This is a genomic window from uncultured Amnibacterium sp. (assembly GCF_964244015.1).
In the GTDB taxonomy this organism is placed as follows: Bacteria; Actinomycetota; Actinomycetes; order Actinomycetales; family Microbacteriaceae; genus Amnibacterium.
This window is the reverse complement of record NZ_CAXTHO010000024.1, coordinates 1-15,367: the sequence shown is the minus strand read 5'-3', so window position 1 is coordinate 15,367 and position 15,367 is coordinate 1. Positions and strand designations below refer to the sequence as shown.

Sequence of the window (15,367 nt, the reverse complement as noted above, 5' to 3'; positions counted from 1 at the left end):
GTGCGCTCGGGGCGGTGCCGCGCCATGCTGCCGACCATGTTCGAACCCCTGCTGCCCCTGTCCACCGATGCCGACCTCGTCGCCATGGCCACCGACCTCGTCGGCGAAGCCATCCGACGTCAGACCTGGATCTTCGTGCTCGACGACGAGCACCGGCTCTCGCCGGTCGTGGTGCCGATGGACGGCATCCCCACCGACGCCGATCCTCAGCACATCGAGACGCTCGCCGCCCGCCTGACGGACCTCGTCCGGATGGTCGACGGCGCGGCGTCCGTCGTGCTCGTCTGGGAACGCACCGGTTCCGGTGACGTGCTGATGCAGGAGGCGGACTGGTTCGCCGGCCTCGCCGCGACGGACGCCCCGATCCGCGCGCAGCTGCTCGCCTCCGACGACGGCGTCCGGCTCATCGACCCGGCGTTCGCCGCCCTCGTCGCGAACTGAGTCCGCGGCCGTCAGCGCTTGACGCGGAGGGGACCCTTCAGCGCCTGCGTGCTGGGCTGCGCGACCGGCTTGACCGTCACGAGGTCGAGGTTGACGTGGCCGGGCAGCTCGAGCGCGTGCACGATCGCCTCGGCCACGTCGTCCGGGGTGAGGGGCGCCTCGACGTCGGCGTAGACCCCGTCGGCGCGCGCCTGGTCGCCACCGAAGCGGTTGAGCGAGAACTCCTCCGTCCGCACCATGCCGGGCGCGATCTCGATGACGCGGAGCGGCTCGCCCGCCAGCTCGATCCGCAGCACCGCGACGAGCGCGTGCTCGGCGAACTTCGCGGCGTTGTACCCGCCGCCACCGGCGTAGGGCGTGTGCCCGGCGATGGAGGTCACGGTCACGATGTCGCCGCTGCCCGTCTCCTCCGCACCGTCCCGGAGCGCGGGCAGCAGTGCGCCCGTCACCTGCTTGGTGGCGATCACGTTCGCCTCGAACATCCACCGCCAGTCGTCGACGTCCCCCGACTCGACCGAGTCGAGCCCGCGGGCACCCCCCGCGTTGTTGACGAGGGCGTGCAGAGGCCCGTCGGCCGCCACACGCTCGGCGAGCGCCGACACCTGCGCGGCGTCCGTCAGGTCGGCGACGAACACCTCCGCACCGGTCTCGGCGGCGAGCCGCTCGAGCCGCTCGGCGCGGCGCGCGACCGCGACGACCTCCCACCCGTGCGACCGGAGCAGGGACACGGTCGCCCAGCCGATCCCCGTGCTCGCTCCTGTGACCACCGCGCGTCTCGTCATGACGCACAGTCAACCGTTACGTCCCATGGCGTCCGCCGTTGTCCTCTCGCGGCAGGGCTCCTAGCGTCGCGGCCATGACCGACCACACCTGGCACTTCGAGACCGAGCAGATCCATGCCGGGGCGGCGCCCGACCCCGTCACCAACGCTCGCGCCACTCCCATCTACAAGACGACCTCCTACGTCTTCAACTCCACCGAGCACGCGCAGAACCTGTTCGCCCTCGCGGAGTTCGGCAACATCTACAACCGCATCCAGAACCCGACCCAGGCGGTCGTGGAGGAGCGCATCGCGGCGCTCGAGGGCGGGACGGCGGCGCTGCTGCTCGCCTCCGGCCAGGCGGCGGAGACCTTCGCGGTGCTGAACATCGCGCACGCCGGCGACCACATCGTCTCGTCGAGCTCGATCTACGGCGGCACCTACAACCTGTTCAAGTACACCCTCGCGAAGCTCGGGATCACGACGACCTTCGTCACGGATCAGGACGACCCGGAGGCGTGGGCCGCGGCCGTGCGCCCGAACACGAAGCTGTTCTTCGCCGAGACGATCGGCAACCCGAAGATCAACATCCTCGACATCCGCGCCGTCGCGGACGTGGCGCACGCGCACGATCTGCCGCTGATCGTCGACAACACGATCGCGACCCCGTATCTGATCAGGCCGTTCGAGCACGGCGCCGACATCGTGGTGCACTCGGCGACGAAGTTCCTCGGCGGACACGGCACGGTCGTCGCCGGCGCGATCGTCGACGGCGGCACGTTCCCGTGGTCGACGCTCGTCGAGAAGTTCCCGGGCCTCACCGAGCCGGACCCGTCGTACCACGGGGCCTCCTACACGGCCGCGGTCGGCGACGGGCTCGCCTACATCATCAAGGCGCGCGTGCAGCTGCTGCGCGACATCGGCGCCGCGGTCTCCCCCGACACGGCGTTCAGCCTGATCCAGGGCATCGAGACCCTGTCGCTGCGCATCGAGCGTCATGTGCAGAACACCCAGGCGATCGCGGAGTGGCTCGACGAGCACGAGGACATCGCCAGCGTGAACTACGCGGGCCTGCCGTCCAGCCCCTGGTACGCCGCGGCGAACCACTACGCGCCGAAGGGCGTCGGCGCAGTCGTCTCGTTCGAGCTGAAGGGCGGCGTCGACGCCGGCCGGAAGTTCGTGGAGAGCCTCACCCTCTTCAGCCACCTGGCGAACATCGGCGACGTGCGCTCGCTCGTCATCCACCCGGCATCGACGACGCACTCGCAGCTGACACCCGAGCAGCAGCTGACGACCGGCGTCACGCCGGGCCTCGTGCGCCTCTCCGTCGGCCTCGAGCACATCGACGACCTGAAGGCCGACCTCGAGGCGGGCCTGCGCGCCGCCCGCACCCTGCGCGCCACCGTCTGATCCCGGACTCTCCGTTTTGTAGGCAGGTCCTGCCTACAAAACGGAGAGTCCGTCGGCCCATACTGGGAGCGGCATGGACTGGCAGACCTCGGAGGACACCGTCGCGGTACGACCCGTGACGGACGCCGACGCGCGCAGCCTCGTCGGGAAACCGCCCGCCAGCGGCGCCTGGCGCGAGGGCGATCCGGTCGGCGCCAGATCCTTCGCGACGATCGGCACGGTGGCGACGGAGGCGGGCGTGCGCCTCCCCGGCGTGCGGATCGCCTACGAGAGCTGGGGCACGCTCGACGCCGACCGCGGCAACGCCGTGCTCGTGCTGCACGCCCTGACCGGCGACCCGCACCTGATCGGGCCTCCCGGCCCGGGCCAGCCGACCGAGGGCTGGTGGGAGGGCGTCGTCGGCCCCGGCCTGGCGATCGACACGGACCGCTGGTTCGTGGTCGCGCCGAACGTCCTGGGCGGCTGCGCCGGCACGACGGGACCGGCATCGCTCGGGCCCGACCAGAGCGAGTGGGGCGGGCGGTTCCCCTACCTCACCATCCGCGACCAGGTCGCGGCGCAGGTCGCGTTCGCGGATGCGCTCCGGATCGATCGCTGGGCCGCCGTGATCGGCGGATCCATGGGAGGCATGCACGCGCTGGAATGGGCGGTGGCCGCTCCGGAACGGGTCGGGCGGCTCGCCGTGCTCGCGGCCCCGCCGGCATCGAGCGCCGACCAGGTCGCGCTGAACTCGGTGCAGACGGAGGCGGTCCGGGCAGATCCACGGTTCCGCGGCGGGGACTACTACGGCGCGGCCGACGGCGACGGCCCCCACCGCGGCCTCGCGCTCGCCAGACGGATGGCGCTGCTGAACTACCGCAGCCCCGGCGAGCTGAACGACCGCTTCGGTCGCTCCTGGCAGTCGGGGGTCTCGCCCCTCGGCCACCACGGCAGGTTCGCGGTCGAGTCCTACCTCGACTTCCACGGCAACCGGTTCACCCGCCGCTTCGACGCGAACAGCTACATCCGCCTCGTCGACGCGATGACCTCGCACGACATCGGACGCGACCGCGGCGGCATCGCTGCGGCCCTCGGCCGCTACACCGGTCCGGCGCTCGTGCTGGGCGTCGACTCGGACCGCCTGTACCCGCTCGAGGACCAGCGCGTGATCGCCCGGCACCTCCTCGGCGCCCTCGACGGCGAGGAGCCGACGCTCGTGGAATCCGACTTCGGCCACGACGCCTTCCTGATCGAGCGCGACGCCGTCGGAGCCGCACTGCATCGGCTGCTCGACAACTGACCTCGGGCGCGCCCCCGGGGTCGCGGCGCCCCCTAGCATCGGTGTGCCCGGGAGGTGCGGATGACGGCAATGGAGGCGGATGCGCGCCGGCGCAGGATCCGCGTCGCCCTCGTCGACGATCACCGCCTTCTCGTCGAGGGGCTCGCTGCACGGCTGTCGGCCCCCCGCGCGCACATCGAGGTCGTCGCCGCGGTCACGGACTGGGACCACCTGCTGTCCCATCCGGCGTTCCCCGTCGACGTGGTGGTGGTCGAGTTCGGGCTCGAGGACGACGTGCCGTTCGAGACGAAGGTGCAGCAGCTCGCCGAGATCGGCATCACGGCGATCGCGCTGGCCAGGAACCGCGACGCCGCGACCGTGCATGCGGCGCTCACGGCCGGCGCACTCACCCTGGTGCCGAAGAGCGAGCCCGCCGAGCAGCTCGTCGCCGCGGTGCACGCCGCCGCAGACGGGCGCGCGCACCATGCGCCCTCGGTGCAGGACGCGCTCGACGCCTGGGCGAACCGCGCCGACCCGAACCTCGGCAGGCAGGAGCTGACGGCGTTGCAGCTGTACGCGCAGGGGCGCAGCGTGCACGAGGTCGCGCAGCAGATGGCCACCACCGACCAGACCGCGAAGAGCTACATCAAGCGCGGCAGGCGCAAGTACCGCATGGCGGGCGTCGACCTGGGCACGAAGGTCCTCCTCCGGCGCCACGCCCTCCGAGAGGGCTGGATCGCCCCGGAGTAGGTGACTGATACCACTTCCCGCAGGTCGTGGGCCACGCACAACCTTCAACCGGTGTGGCAACCTTGCGCGCCGGAGCGACCGTGTTTCCATGACCGGGCGCTCCTCACGGCCCCGGGGTGCGCTCACGACCTGGGGCCGCAGGAAAGTCATGGAACGGATCCTCAAACAGCGCGATCGCCTCCTCGGCATCAGCGCTCGACTCGTGGGTCTCGTGTGCGCCGGCGCATCGATCGTGCTGCTGGTCCTCTCGGACCCCCGCCCGGGTCTGCTGCTGCTCGTCGCTCCCGGCTACACCGTGCTCGTCTTCGCCCTGGTGCGCATCGGCGCCTCGAAGGCCATGGTCTGGCCCTCCGTCGCGGTCTTCGCGGGCCTCGTCACCGCGATCCTGGCCCGCCTCGGGACCCTCGGCGCGTTCAACGGCCTGATCGGTCAGCCGCAGCCGTTCCCCGTCAGCCCCGGAGCGGTCGACGCCGTCCGCCTCCTCGTCGCGGGTGCGATCGCCGCCGTCTCGATCGTGCTGACCACCAGCCTCGGCCGGATGATCGTCCTCGTCGCGGCGTTCGCGGTGACCTTCGTCACCTCCGTCATCCTGTTCCTGAACGACCCGGCGTCCCTCGGCTTCGTCGGCTTCTCGGTCCTCGCGTCCTGGACGGGGCTGACGCTCGCCGGGTCCGTGCTCTCCGCCGGCCTCCTCCGCGCCGCCCGCCGCGTCTCCTCCATCGGCCGCGCGCACCGCAGCGAGCGGCAGGCGAGCGAGACGGAGGCGCAGCGCCGCCAGGGCGCCCGGCTGCTGCACGACACGGTGCTCGCGACCCTGACGCTGCTCGCGCACTCCGGCGTCGGCGTCAGCCGCGAAGCCCTCCGGCGCCAGGCCGGCGACGACGCCCGCCTCCTGCGCCAGCTCCGGCTCTCACCCGGACCCATCTCGATGAGCGGCAAGGACGGCGCTAGCACCGGCGCCGACGGGCTGCAGAGCGACAGCCTGCAGGCCGTCCGGGCCCGCTTCGAGCGCCTCGGGCTCGATGTCAGCTGGCACGGCGCCGGCACGGTCTCCCTCCGTCCCGACCGCCTCGACGCCTTCCTGCTCGCGCTGTCCGAGTGCCTCGAGAACGTGCGCCGCCACTCCGGCGTGGAGGAGGCGCACGTCACGATCACCGACGACGAGGCCAGCGTGCGCGCGCTCGTCACCGACAACGGCGTGGGCTTCGAGCCGGCGGCCGTGCCTGCGGGCAAGCTCGGCTACCGCGAGTCCATCGTCGGCCGGATCGAAGAGGCCGGCGGCACCGCCAGGGTCTTCTCCGCGCAGGGCTCCGGCACCACCGTCGTACTGGAGATGCCCCGATGACCGTCGCACCCGAGCGGGACACCACGCTCGAGCCGCCGAAGGCGGACCTGCGCGTCCACCCGACGCTCGACGAGCCGCACCGCCGGCTGCCGTCGATGCGCTTTCCGCACCTGGGCTCGGAGCGCTTCCGATCGTCGCGCACCAGCCTCGGCACGGGGTTCATCGGCATCGCCGCGACGCTGGTCGCCGTCCTGCTGCTGTCGTTCGATGTCGTCAGGTTCGCCGGCGAGTGGCGCGACTACGCCGATGCCGACCACGCGGGCCTCGCCGCGCTCGCCTGGCTGCTGCTCGCCGGCCTGCTCGTCGTGCTCGCCCTCGCCGCGCGGACCGCCGGCGACGTGCTCGACTCGATCGTCAGCCTCGGCATCGTCGGCGGCCTCGGCGTCGTCGTCGCGCTCGACACGGCGGCCGTGTGGGAGAACCGCGACCTCGGCCACGACCTCACGGCTGCGCCGGCCGCCGGCTTCGTGCTGCTCGCGATGGTCGGCGTGCGCTCCAGCCGCAGCATCACGGCCGCGGCGGGACTGCTCGGCCTGTCGCTCACGATCCTCGTCGCGATCTCGGCGACGTCGTCCGGCCTGCCTCCTGCCGGGATCATCGAGGCGATCGCGATGATCGCGAAGGCCGTCGCCCCGCCGATCGTCGCCGCGTGGATCGTGCACGTGTTCCGCAACATCGTCTCCGCCGAGCTGGAACGGGTCCTCGTCGCCTCCACGGTCACGGCGCCCAGGTTCTCCGTCGGCATGCTGGCGTCGGTGGAGCTCGCGCGCCTCGACCTCGCCGCCGAGCAGCTGATGGACGGCATCGCTTCCGGCCGCACCCGGCTGCCCCTGAACCCCGCAGGGGCGCAGGCCGCCGCCGAGCTCGCGACCGAGCTGCGCCTCCATCTGATCGAGGGGCGCCGCCAGACCTGGCTCTACCACGCGATCACGGAATCGGAGCTGCTCGGCCGCGCGGTCACGCTGTCCGACCCCGAGTCGCTCGCGGGGCTGCTCGAACCGAAGCAGCGGGACGGCCTGCTGCAGGCCGTGTGGCTGATGCTCGGCGACTCGCCCGAGCGCTCCCGTCGCTCGTCGGCCAGGGCGACCATCGAGATCACCATCGGACCGGCCCGCGCGATCGAGGGCAAGGCACGCACGATGCATGTGCCGATCGTGGTGCAGACGACCGGCGTGGCGCGTGGCCGGGTCGACCCGGCCACATGGGACGCTATGCGCAAGGTCGGACGGCACACCGACTCGCAGCGCAGCGGCAGCCTCTGCGTGGAGATCGACTGCGTCGTCGATCGCCCGACGGACCGCTGATCAGCACTTCTTCCAGAATCGACCGTCTTTCAGAACCGGAGCCAAACGAGTGACCACTGACACCCGGACCATCCGCCTCGCGATGGTCGACGACCATCGGATGCTGCTCGGCGGCCTGACGGAGTGGATCCGCGGCTACGAGGACATCGAGCTCGTCGCCGCGGTGACCACCTTCACCGAGCTGCTGACGCACCCGAAGTTCCCGGTCGACGTCGTCCTGATGGACGTCGACCTGAAGGACAACTCGCCGGTGTCGCTGCGACTCGCGCAGCTGAAGCAGACCGGCGTCGCGACCGTGCTGATGTCGAGCTACTCGGAGCCGCAGATCGTCCGCGAGGCACTCGCCTCCGGCGCGCTCGGCTACGTGCCGAAGAGCGAGGACATCTCGATGATCGTCAAGGCGATCCGGGCGGCCGGCCGGGGCGAGTCCTACATCTCCGCCGAGCTCGACCTCGCCATCAACTCGGGCGATGTCGGCGGCTCGCCGAAGCTGTCCGCGCAGGAGCGCCGCGTCATGGCGCTCTACGGCGGCGGCGAGCCCGTCAAGACGGTCGCCTACGAGCTCGGCATCTCGGAGGAGACCGCGAAGTCGTACCTGAAGCGCATCCGCGAGAAGTACCGCGTCGCGGGCTTCGACGTCGGCACGAAGGTCGCGCTGCGCAAGCGCGCGATCCAGGACGGCATCCTCCTCCAGACCGACTGACCTCGGTCTGGACACGAGTGCGGCCCGTCCTCTTTCGAGAGGGCCGGCCGCATTCTCCGTTTTGTAGGAAGAGTCTTCCTACAAAACGGAGGGTGCGTCAGGCGTCGGGGCCGGCGAGGTCGGGGCGGGCCAGCGCGGTGCGGCCGGCACGGACCTCCACCCCGAAGGCGATGCCCGCGATGACGAGGCCGAGGGCCGTCATGCCGACGCCGACCACGATCGGCGCCAGGTAGCCGAGGCCGGCGGCGATCACGACGGCGCCGAGCGCGGCGCCGAGCGAGTTGCCGATGTTCAGCGCCGAGTGCGTGGAGGCGGCGGCGATCGTCGTCGAGCCCCTCGCGACGTCCATCAGGCGCACCTGGATCGCGGGGCTGAGCGCTGCGGAGAACACGCCGATCAGGAGGACCCCGACGAAGAGCCCGACTGGGCTCGAGGCCCCGATCAGGAGCACGAGCAGCGATGCCAGCACCCCGACGAAGCACACGAGCACGGCGCGACGGACACCGCGATCGACGAACCAGCCGCCCGCGATGTTGCCGATCGTCATCCCGATGCCGAACACGACGAGCACGATCGGCACGACGCCGGCGCCGAGCCCGGTGACGTTCGTCGTGATCGGGGCGATGTAGGTGTACGCGGAGAACAGGCCGCCGAAGCCGATGGCACCCAGCGCGACCGCGAACCAGACCTGCGGCCGCGCGAACGCGCTCAACTCCTTCATCACCGTCGCGGTCGGGTCGCCGGGACCGCGCGGTACGGCGACCAGCACCGCGACGAACGTCAGCGCGAACGCCGCCGCGACGATGAGGTACGCGGTCCGCCACCCGGCGGCCTGACCGATCGCCGTGATCACGGGCACCCCGACGACGTTCGCGGTCGTCAGCCCGGCCAGCACGAACGCGGCGGCACGACCCCGGGCACCCGGCCCGAGCAGCTCGGTGGCTGCGAGCGTCGCGACGCCGAAGTAGGCCCCGTGGGGCAGGCCGGCCACGAACCGTGCCGCGACCACGAGCCCGAAGCCCGGCAGCACGCAGGTCGCCACGGTGGCGAGCACGAACGCGACGAGGAGGCCGAGCAGCAGCGCCTTCCTCGGCAGGCGGGCGCCGAAGGCCGCGATCGTCGGCGCACCGACGACGACCCCCGCCGCGTACGCGGACACCATCACCCCCGCCTGCGCGAGGGCGTCCGAGTTCGACCGCGCCCACGTCGCCGGCAGCAGCTCGCGCGCGATGTCGGGCAGCAGGCCGAGCGCGACGAACTCGGTCGAACCGATCGCGAAGCCGCCGAGCGCCAGCGCCAGCAGCGCCAGCACGATGACGCCGCGGGAGTGCGGAGCCGGGGTGCTGTCCGCCCGGCCGCGGACGTCGGGACCCACCCGACAAGCCTAGGCGAGCTCCCGCTCCGTTCCGGACGGCATCGTGAACGTCGAGCGGAGGCGCGGCTCGGACGGCAGGGCGCGCAGCTCGATGAGGCACCAGACCAGCAGCGCCAGCTGGATCGCGTTGCGGATCGTGAGCACCCCGATCACCCACGCAGTCGGCGTGGTCACGCCGCCGTAGAACCACGGGTAGATCAGCTGGGTCAGCACGGCCGCGACCAGCACCAGCACAGCGGGGACGCGGAACCGGGCGGGCGCGACGAGCAGCCCCAGGATCACCGGTGCCACGTACCAGGTCAGGTACTGCGGCGAGCCGACCTTGTTCAGCGCGACCAGCGCGCTGACGTACCCGAGGGAGGTCACTGCCAGCACCTCGACCGCCGACGCGCGACGGAGGCGGGCCAGCAGCGCCAGGAGGGTCACCACGACCACGCCGATCGCGAGCACCGGGATCATCGCGTTCGCGACCGCCTGCACCCCGTCGCCGCGCAGCTGGAAGGTGAGGATGTCGGTGTCGTAGTAGACGCCGACCCCAGGGTCGCCGAGCGCAGCGGACCACAGCCACGGGATCGCGACCGGCGCCTCCACCTGCAGCCCTCGCGTGGCCTGCGCGGAGACGAACGAGAACACGGTGCCGCGCGCACCCGCCAGCAGCGCGAGGCCGATGACGACGGCGGAGGTGAGCGCTGCAGCGGAGATCGTGACGGCGAGGCGCCGGCCGGTCAGCAGCACCGCGGCGACGAGCGCGGCGGGCCACACCTTGATCCAGGCCGCGAGGGTGAGCAGCGTCGCCGCGACCGCGGGCCGGTCGGCGAGCAGCAGCACGCCGACCACGGCGAGCGGCAGCGCGATCGCGTCGATGCGCGCCAGCGCGACCGGGCCGAGCAGCGCGGTGAAGGCGAGCCACCACCAGGCCAGCGCGCGCCCCCTCCTGGCGACCAGGACGAGTGCGACCGCGTCCAGCGCCGCGACCATCACGAGCCAGACGAGCAGGTAGGGGCCGTCGCCGAGCAGACCCGCGATCAGCATCGGCGGCAGGGCGGCGACGGGGTACACCCACTCGGTGTCGATGCCCACGAGGGAGCCGGTGGCGTGCCAGTAGTCGATCCAGAACCGGTAGACCCCGGTGACGTCGCCGGCCGGCTGGTTCGGGGCGCCGGTGTAGTCGAGCACCGACAGCACGACATGGGTCACGACGAACGCGGCCGCGAGCAGCGACCGGTCCAGGACCGTCGACGCGGGACGCGGGCGCCGCGGTTCGGTCACACGGGCGACCGTACCGACATTCGCGCGGTCGAGGTGGTGCTCAGTAGCCGGCGAAGGCGTCGGTGCGGACGCGGCGCACGCCCACCTGCGCGAGGACCGACCTGGCCGTGCCGAGGAAGCTCGGGGACCCCGAGACGTAGGCGACTCGCGAGGCAGGATCCGGCAGCACCGCGGCGAGGGCCGCCGCGTCGAAGGCCCGCACCACGTGCCAGTGGTCCGGGAGCGGCGGCAGCGCCTCCGGGTCCGGACAGACCAGCAGCACCCGCACACCGGTCGCCGCGAGCTCGGGCAGGTAGGGGATCTCGTCTGCCCCCGGCACCCGGTCGACGAGCAGCACGTCCCGCGCGCGGGCACCGGCGGCGACCTCGGCGGCGTCGTGCCGCAGCTGGCTGATGAAGGGGGTGATGCCGATCCCGCCCGCGACGAGCACGAGGGGGACGGTGCGGTCGTCCGGCAGCGTGAAGCCGCCCGTGACGGTCACCGCCCGTACCGGGGAGCCGACCGGCAGCTCGTCGAGCGCACGCTTGAAGCTGCTCGCGGGTTTCCTGAGGCGCACGGCGACGCGGACGGTGCCGTCCGCCTCCTCCGGCGCGGACGCGATCGTGAAGCTGCGTCGCGTGCCGCGGAAGTCGGCCCGGCGGTGCGGCACGTGCAGTTCGAGGTACTGGCCCGCGCGATGCGGCAGCGGCCGGTCGGGCCGGAACGCGAACTCCACGGCGGTCGGGGTGAGGACCCGTCGCTCGACCAGGCGCATCCCCGACGCGACCGGCCGCGCGACGATCAGCGCGAAGACGTTGCCGATCAGCAGGGCGAGCTCGGGCGTCGGCCGCAGCGTCAGCAGCGAGATCGGCGCGATGTAGGGCACCGCGAGCAGGATCGCGACGAGCACCGCCTCCGCATACCGCTGCCCGCGGCGCGGCGGCAGGGTGATCGGCTCGGTGAACATGATCCCGGCGAGGAACAGCAGCGGGGTCGACGGCAGCAGCGCCGCGGCGGTGAGGACGTCGGCGCCGGTGGCCACGACCGCGGCGGTCTGCAGGACCGCGCCGAGCACGACGAGCACGACGACCGGCCCGACGAGCCGCGTCCTGACGATCACCAGCACCACCGCGACGACGAGGATCGGCAGCAGCAGCGGGGTCGCCACCCACCACGCCGAGCCGGTGAGGCCGGTGAGCCCGACGACGAAGAGCCCGGTCGCGGCCGGATTGAGCACGTGCCGGCCGCCGAGCCGGATCAGGTACTTCGACGCGTTCGCGACCAGCGCGGCGGCGGCGGTCAGCAGCAGGGAGGTGGGCGTCGAGGCCGGGAAGACGACGAGGAACAGGATCAGCCCGGTGACGAGCGCCGACTCCCCCACCGGCCGCGCGCGGGCGAGCGCCGCCATCCCCCGGTCACCGATCCAGGACGCGGCGACCGCGACGACCAGGGTGGCGAGCAGGGCGGCGAACGGGAACTGCAGCACCCCGACGGCGGACAGCACCAGCGCGGCGACGGCCAGCGCGATCAGCCCGGCGAGCACGAGCCGCAGCATCGGCACCCGGCCGATGCCCGCGTCGACGCGGGAGAGCAGGGGCCTCAACGGAACACCTCCCCGGGCAGGTCGGGCGACCAGGAGGCGACGCCGTCGGTCCGCATCGTGACGTAGCGGAAGTCGTAGGCGCCCAGCAGCTCCTCCGGTGCGACCAGGAACAGCGCCGTGGCGAGCGCGTCGGCGAGCATCGCCGTGTCCGCCAGCACCCAGGTCGCCGCGATCGTCTCGACCGGGCGGCCGGTGCGCGCGTCGAGCACGTGATGGAGGCGGCGGCCCCCCTCCGCGCTCCAGTCGCGCCGGTTGACGGCCGAGCCGGCGATCGCACCGTCCGTCACCTCGACGACGCCGATCGCCGCGGTCGGGTCGAAGGGATGCTCGAGGGCGACCCGCAGCGGGGCGCCGGAGACGCGGATGTCGCCGCTCGCGTCGACGATCGAATCACCGCTCCCGGCGTCGGCGAGCTCGGCGGCGACGAGGTCGACGAGCTGCCCCTTGCCGGCGCTGCCGACGTCGAGCAGCGCCGGCGGCTCGGCGCGCACGGTGGTGCCGGTCCGGGCGAGCGCCGCCCGTGGCGCCGGGAGGTAGCCGGGCAGAGCGGTCAGGTCGCCGGACGCGCCGTAGCCGAGGTGGTCGAGGGACGCGGCGACGAAGGGATCCATCGCGCCGCCGGTCCGCCTCCGCAGGTCGTCGAGCAGGTCGAGCAGCGGCGGCGCGGTGGGACCGAGGTCCACGGCCGCTCCGCGCGCGATCCGGGCGACGCCGGAGTCGTCGCGGAACCGCGACCACGTGCCGTCGTAGTCGGCGATCACCTGCGCGAGCCGCTCTGCGAGCGCGACGTCGATGGGCTCGGCCGTGGTGATCGTCCACCGCGTGCCGATCGCCTCGAACGAGAGGCTCGTGCGGACGCCTCCGGGGGCGAGCACGTCAGGCCGCGTCCGCGCGGATCTTCTCGACCGCGGCGTTGAAGCCGTTGCCGGTGAGCGAGGAGCCGCTGACCGCGCCGACCTTGAGCGTCGCGAGGGGCTTGCCGACCACCGCGGAGGAGATCCCGGACGTGAAGGCCGACTGGTACTGCTGCGAGTTCGGCGTGCCGCCGGATCCGGTCACCTTCACGGCGGTCACGGTGCCGGCCTTCGCCGTCAGGGTGACCTTGACGGACTCCTGCCCACCGGGAGTCGAGTAGCTGCCGCTCTCGGTCCAGGTGCCGTTCGCGCCGGCGGTGCTCGAGCTGCTCGAACTGCTGGAAGTGCCGGAGCTGCCGGAAGTGCTGGAACTCGCCGTGTCGCTCGAGGCGCTCGTGCCGCTCGGAGCGCTGCCGCTGCCGGTCTCGCCGGCTGCGGTCTGCGACGAGCAGGAGGCGAGGACGCCGATCGCGACCGCGGCGAGCGCGGCGGCGGAGGCGGCACGTGCGGCGTGCTGGGGGCGGATCGTCATGCGGCGGAGCTCCCTTCGCGCGCCGGAGTCGACGTCGCCGTTCGACCGTAGCCGCAGGCTCGGGGTCGACCTGGTCGATTCGGCTATGGATCGGCTATATGCCGGCGAGGAGCCTCCTGATGACGGCCGGCAGGGCTTCGGCGATGTCGAGCGCCTGGATCGGCCCGCCGCCCGAGGCGACCGCACCTGCCTCGCCGTGGATCCAGGCGGCAGCGCCCGCGAGCTCGGCCAGCAGCTCCGGCCGCTCGGCCAGCTCCGCCTGATGGGTGGCCAGCAGCGCGCCGAGCACCCCGCCGAGCACGTCGCCCGACCCGGCGGTCGCGAGCCACGGCGGCCCGGACCGGACCGCGAAGCGCAGCCCGGTCGCATCGGCGACGATCGTCGTCTCGCCCTTCAGCAGCACGGTGACGCCGGTCTCGGCTGCGGCGCGGACCGCCCAGCGCTCCGGATCGGCGGCGACGTCGTCCTTCGTCACCGCGACGCCGACCGCTCTCAGCACCGGCACGAGCTCGCCGAAGTGCGGCGTGATGACCGTCGGCCCCGTCGCCTCCGGTACGAGGTCGAGCGCGCCGGCGTCGAGGAGGGTCGGCAGGCCCTGGTCCAGCACGTTCATCAGCCGGATGCGCTCGTCGTCGTCCCGCCCGGGCGACGTGCCGGAACCGAGCAACCACGCCTGCACGCGACCTTCGGCGGTCACCGCCTCCGGGCGACGGGCCAGCACCATCGCGGCAGCCCGGTCGGGACCGAGGTAGCGGATCATGCCCACGCCGGTCCGCGACGCGGCCTCGACGCCGAGCACCGCGGCGCCGGGGAACTCGTCCGAGCCGGTCACGACCCCGAGCACGCCTCGCGAGTACTTGTCGCTCGCACCGGTCGGCACCGCGATCGCCCGCGCCGCCTCCACCGCCGAGAAGCCCCTTGTCATCCGTACGACCCTGCCGTCACGCGGCCGAGCCTGCCACGGCTCGACCAGCGCCCCTGGGTACGGTGGCTGCTCGTGAGCATCTCCCTGCCGGGCCGAGCGGTCGTCTTCGATTACGGCGAGGTGATCTCCTTCTCGCCGTCGGAGGAGGACCGGGCTCGGATGGCCGAGGCCGCCGGTGTCCCCGTGGAGGACCTCCTGCGCGCCTACGACGCGGACCGCGACCGGCTGGACGAGGGTCTGATCTCCACCACCGAGTACTGGCTCGGCATCGGGGCGGCGCTCGGCCTCGAGTGGGACGTGCCGCAGGCCCAGCGGATGTGGGCGCTCGACTTCCGCGGCTGGACCTCGGCCGACCCGGAGGCGGTGCGGGTCCTGGCCGACCTCGCTGCGGGCGGGACCCGCCTGGCGCTGCTGTCGAACGCGCACCCCGACTACGGCTCGGCGTTCCGCTTCTCCCCCATCGGCGCGCTGTTCGAGCAGGTCCTCGTCTCGGGCGAGCTGCTGCTGCTGAAGCCCGACCCGGCGATCTACCGGCACACGGCGGAGGCGCTGGGGCTGCCTCCCGAGGATCTGGTCTTCGTCGACAACCGCGAGCCCAACGTGCGCGGCGCCGAGTCGATCGGCATCACCGGCCACGTCTACACGGACCCGGCGTCGCTGCGAGCGTTCCTGGAGTCCCTGGTCTGAGCGACTTTTCGTCGTTCAGGAGTTCTAGCGACGGCTTCGCCGCGCCAAGACTCCTGAACGACGAAACGTCAACGTCGGGTCGCGTCCTGGACCTCGCCGACCAGCTCCTCGATGACGTCCTCGAGGAACAGGATGCCGCGCACCTCGCCGTCCTCGCCGATCACCCTCGCCA

General features: G+C 72.7%; 15 protein-coding genes. 8 read left to right on the top strand and 7 right to left on the bottom strand.

All coding sequences use genetic code 11. The features are described from left to right. Nucleotides 1-36 precede the first annotated feature (36 nt). Nucleotides 37-441, top strand: a complete 405-nt coding sequence (locus ACFE67_RS04740; RefSeq protein ID WP_375405722.1) for a hypothetical protein — start codon at nucleotides 37-39, stop codon at nucleotides 439-441. A gap of 11 nt (nucleotides 442-452) precedes the next feature. Here ACFE67_RS04740 and ACFE67_RS04735 read toward each other — a convergent pair whose 3' ends face one another. Beyond that, complete coding sequence (locus ACFE67_RS04735) at nucleotides 453-1,223, bottom strand: SDR family oxidoreductase (RefSeq protein ID WP_375405721.1); 771 nt, start codon at nucleotides 1,221-1,223, stop codon at nucleotides 453-455. A 74-nt stretch (nucleotides 1,224-1,297) separates the two neighbouring features. Here ACFE67_RS04735 and ACFE67_RS04730 point away from each other — a divergent pair, with 74 nt between their 5' ends. From ACFE67_RS04730 to ACFE67_RS04705, 6 genes are all read left to right on the top strand, one after another. Further along, nucleotides 1,298-2,611 (top strand): bifunctional o-acetylhomoserine/o-acetylserine sulfhydrylase, encoded by a 1,314-nt coding sequence (locus ACFE67_RS04730; RefSeq protein WP_375405720.1) that lies wholly within the window; start codon nucleotides 1,298-1,300, stop codon nucleotides 2,609-2,611. A gap of 73 nt (nucleotides 2,612-2,684) precedes the next feature. Then, nucleotides 2,685-3,890 carry a homoserine O-acetyltransferase gene (locus tag ACFE67_RS04725; RefSeq protein ID WP_375405719.1) on the top strand — a complete coding sequence of 402 codons (1,206 nt, stop codon included), beginning with the start codon at nucleotides 2,685-2,687 and terminating at the stop codon, nucleotides 3,888-3,890. A gap of 60 nt (nucleotides 3,891-3,950) precedes the next feature. Next, a complete protein-coding gene (locus ACFE67_RS04720) occupies nucleotides 3,951-4,619 on the top strand; it encodes a DNA-binding response regulator (protein ID WP_375405718.1) in 669 nt (222 codons plus the stop codon). 148 nt (nucleotides 4,620-4,767) lie between these two features. After that, a complete protein-coding gene (locus tag ACFE67_RS04715) occupies nucleotides 4,768-5,964 on the top strand; it encodes an ATP-binding protein (RefSeq protein WP_375405717.1) in 1,197 nt (398 codons plus the stop codon). Further along, on the top strand, nucleotides 5,961-7,268 hold the full coding sequence (locus tag ACFE67_RS04710) for a hypothetical protein (protein ID WP_375405716.1): 1,308 nt from the start codon (nucleotides 5,961-5,963) through the stop codon (nucleotides 7,266-7,268). The genes ACFE67_RS04715 and ACFE67_RS04710 overlap by 4 nt, the downstream gene beginning before the upstream one ends. Nucleotides 7,269-7,350: 82 nt before the next feature. Next, nucleotides 7,351-7,971 carry a response regulator transcription factor gene (locus ACFE67_RS04705; protein WP_199706488.1) on the top strand — a complete coding sequence of 207 codons (621 nt, stop codon included), beginning with the start codon at nucleotides 7,351-7,353 and terminating at the stop codon, nucleotides 7,969-7,971. A 97-nt stretch (nucleotides 7,972-8,068) separates the two neighbouring features. Here ACFE67_RS04705 and ACFE67_RS04700 read toward each other — a convergent pair whose 3' ends face one another. From ACFE67_RS04700 to ACFE67_RS04675, 6 genes are all read right to left on the bottom strand, one after another. Further along, nucleotides 8,069-9,346, bottom strand: coding sequence for an MFS transporter (locus ACFE67_RS04700; RefSeq protein ID WP_375405715.1), 1,278 nt, complete (start codon nucleotides 9,344-9,346; stop codon nucleotides 8,069-8,071). Nucleotides 9,347-9,355: 9 nt separating this feature from the next. After that, nucleotides 9,356-10,615 carry a glycosyltransferase 87 family protein gene (locus tag ACFE67_RS04695; protein ID WP_375405714.1) on the bottom strand — a complete coding sequence of 420 codons (1,260 nt, stop codon included), beginning with the start codon at nucleotides 10,613-10,615 and terminating at the stop codon, nucleotides 9,356-9,358. Between the two features lie 40 nt (nucleotides 10,616-10,655). After that, on the bottom strand, nucleotides 10,656-12,197 hold the full coding sequence (locus tag ACFE67_RS04690) for an FAD-dependent oxidoreductase (protein ID WP_375405713.1): 1,542 nt from the start codon (nucleotides 12,195-12,197) through the stop codon (nucleotides 10,656-10,658). Then, on the bottom strand, nucleotides 12,194-13,072 hold the full coding sequence (locus ACFE67_RS04685; protein WP_375405712.1) for an FAD:protein FMN transferase: 879 nt from the start codon (nucleotides 13,070-13,072) through the stop codon (nucleotides 12,194-12,196). The genes ACFE67_RS04690 and ACFE67_RS04685 overlap by 4 nt, the downstream gene beginning before the upstream one ends. A 1-nt stretch (nucleotide 13,073) precedes the next feature. Further along, nucleotides 13,074-13,583 carry an FMN-binding protein gene (locus ACFE67_RS04680; protein ID WP_375405711.1) on the bottom strand — a complete coding sequence of 170 codons (510 nt, stop codon included), beginning with the start codon at nucleotides 13,581-13,583 and terminating at the stop codon, nucleotides 13,074-13,076. A 94-nt stretch (nucleotides 13,584-13,677) separates the two neighbouring features. Further along, a complete protein-coding gene (locus tag ACFE67_RS04675) occupies nucleotides 13,678-14,508 on the bottom strand; it encodes an NAD(P)H-hydrate dehydratase (RefSeq protein ID WP_375405710.1) in 831 nt (276 codons plus the stop codon). A gap of 72 nt (nucleotides 14,509-14,580) precedes the next feature. Between ACFE67_RS04675 and ACFE67_RS04670 the strand changes: the two genes are divergently transcribed. Beyond that, nucleotides 14,581-15,195 carry an HAD family hydrolase gene (locus tag ACFE67_RS04670; RefSeq protein WP_375405709.1) on the top strand — a complete coding sequence of 205 codons (615 nt, stop codon included), beginning with the start codon at nucleotides 14,581-14,583 and terminating at the stop codon, nucleotides 15,193-15,195. The last annotated feature ends 172 nt before the right edge of the window (nucleotides 15,196-15,367 follow it).

What these genes read in the sequence shown, in the direction of transcription:
- ACFE67_RS04735 (WP_375405721.1), bottom strand. Translation starts at nt 1,223, where the DNA reads ATGACGAGACGCGCGGTGGTCACAGGAGCGAGCACGGGGATCGGCTGG.
- ACFE67_RS04715 (WP_375405717.1), top strand. Translation starts at nt 4,768, where the DNA reads ATGGAACGGATCCTCAAACAGCGCGATCGCCTCCTCGGCATCAGCGCT.
- ACFE67_RS04710 (WP_375405716.1), top strand. Translation starts at nt 5,961, where the DNA reads ATGACCGTCGCACCCGAGCGGGACACCACGCTCGAGCCGCCGAAGGCG.
- ACFE67_RS04675 (WP_375405710.1), bottom strand. Translation starts at nt 14,508, where the DNA reads ATGACAAGGGGCTTCTCGGCGGTGGAGGCGGCGCGGGCGATCGCGGTG.
- ACFE67_RS04730 (WP_375405720.1), top strand. Translation starts at nt 1,298, where the DNA reads ATGACCGACCACACCTGGCACTTCGAGACCGAGCAGATCCATGCCGGG.
- ACFE67_RS04705 (WP_199706488.1), top strand. Translation starts at nt 7,351, where the DNA reads ATGGTCGACGACCATCGGATGCTGCTCGGCGGCCTGACGGAGTGGATC.
- ACFE67_RS04680 (WP_375405711.1), bottom strand. Translation starts at nt 13,583, where the DNA reads ATGACGATCCGCCCCCAGCACGCCGCACGTGCCGCCTCCGCCGCCGCG.
- ACFE67_RS04725 (WP_375405719.1), top strand. Translation starts at nt 2,685, where the DNA reads ATGGACTGGCAGACCTCGGAGGACACCGTCGCGGTACGACCCGTGACG.
- ACFE67_RS04740 (WP_375405722.1), top strand. Translation starts at nt 37, where the DNA reads ATGTTCGAACCCCTGCTGCCCCTGTCCACCGATGCCGACCTCGTCGCC.
- ACFE67_RS04720 (WP_375405718.1), top strand. Translation starts at nt 3,951, where the DNA reads ATGACGGCAATGGAGGCGGATGCGCGCCGGCGCAGGATCCGCGTCGCC.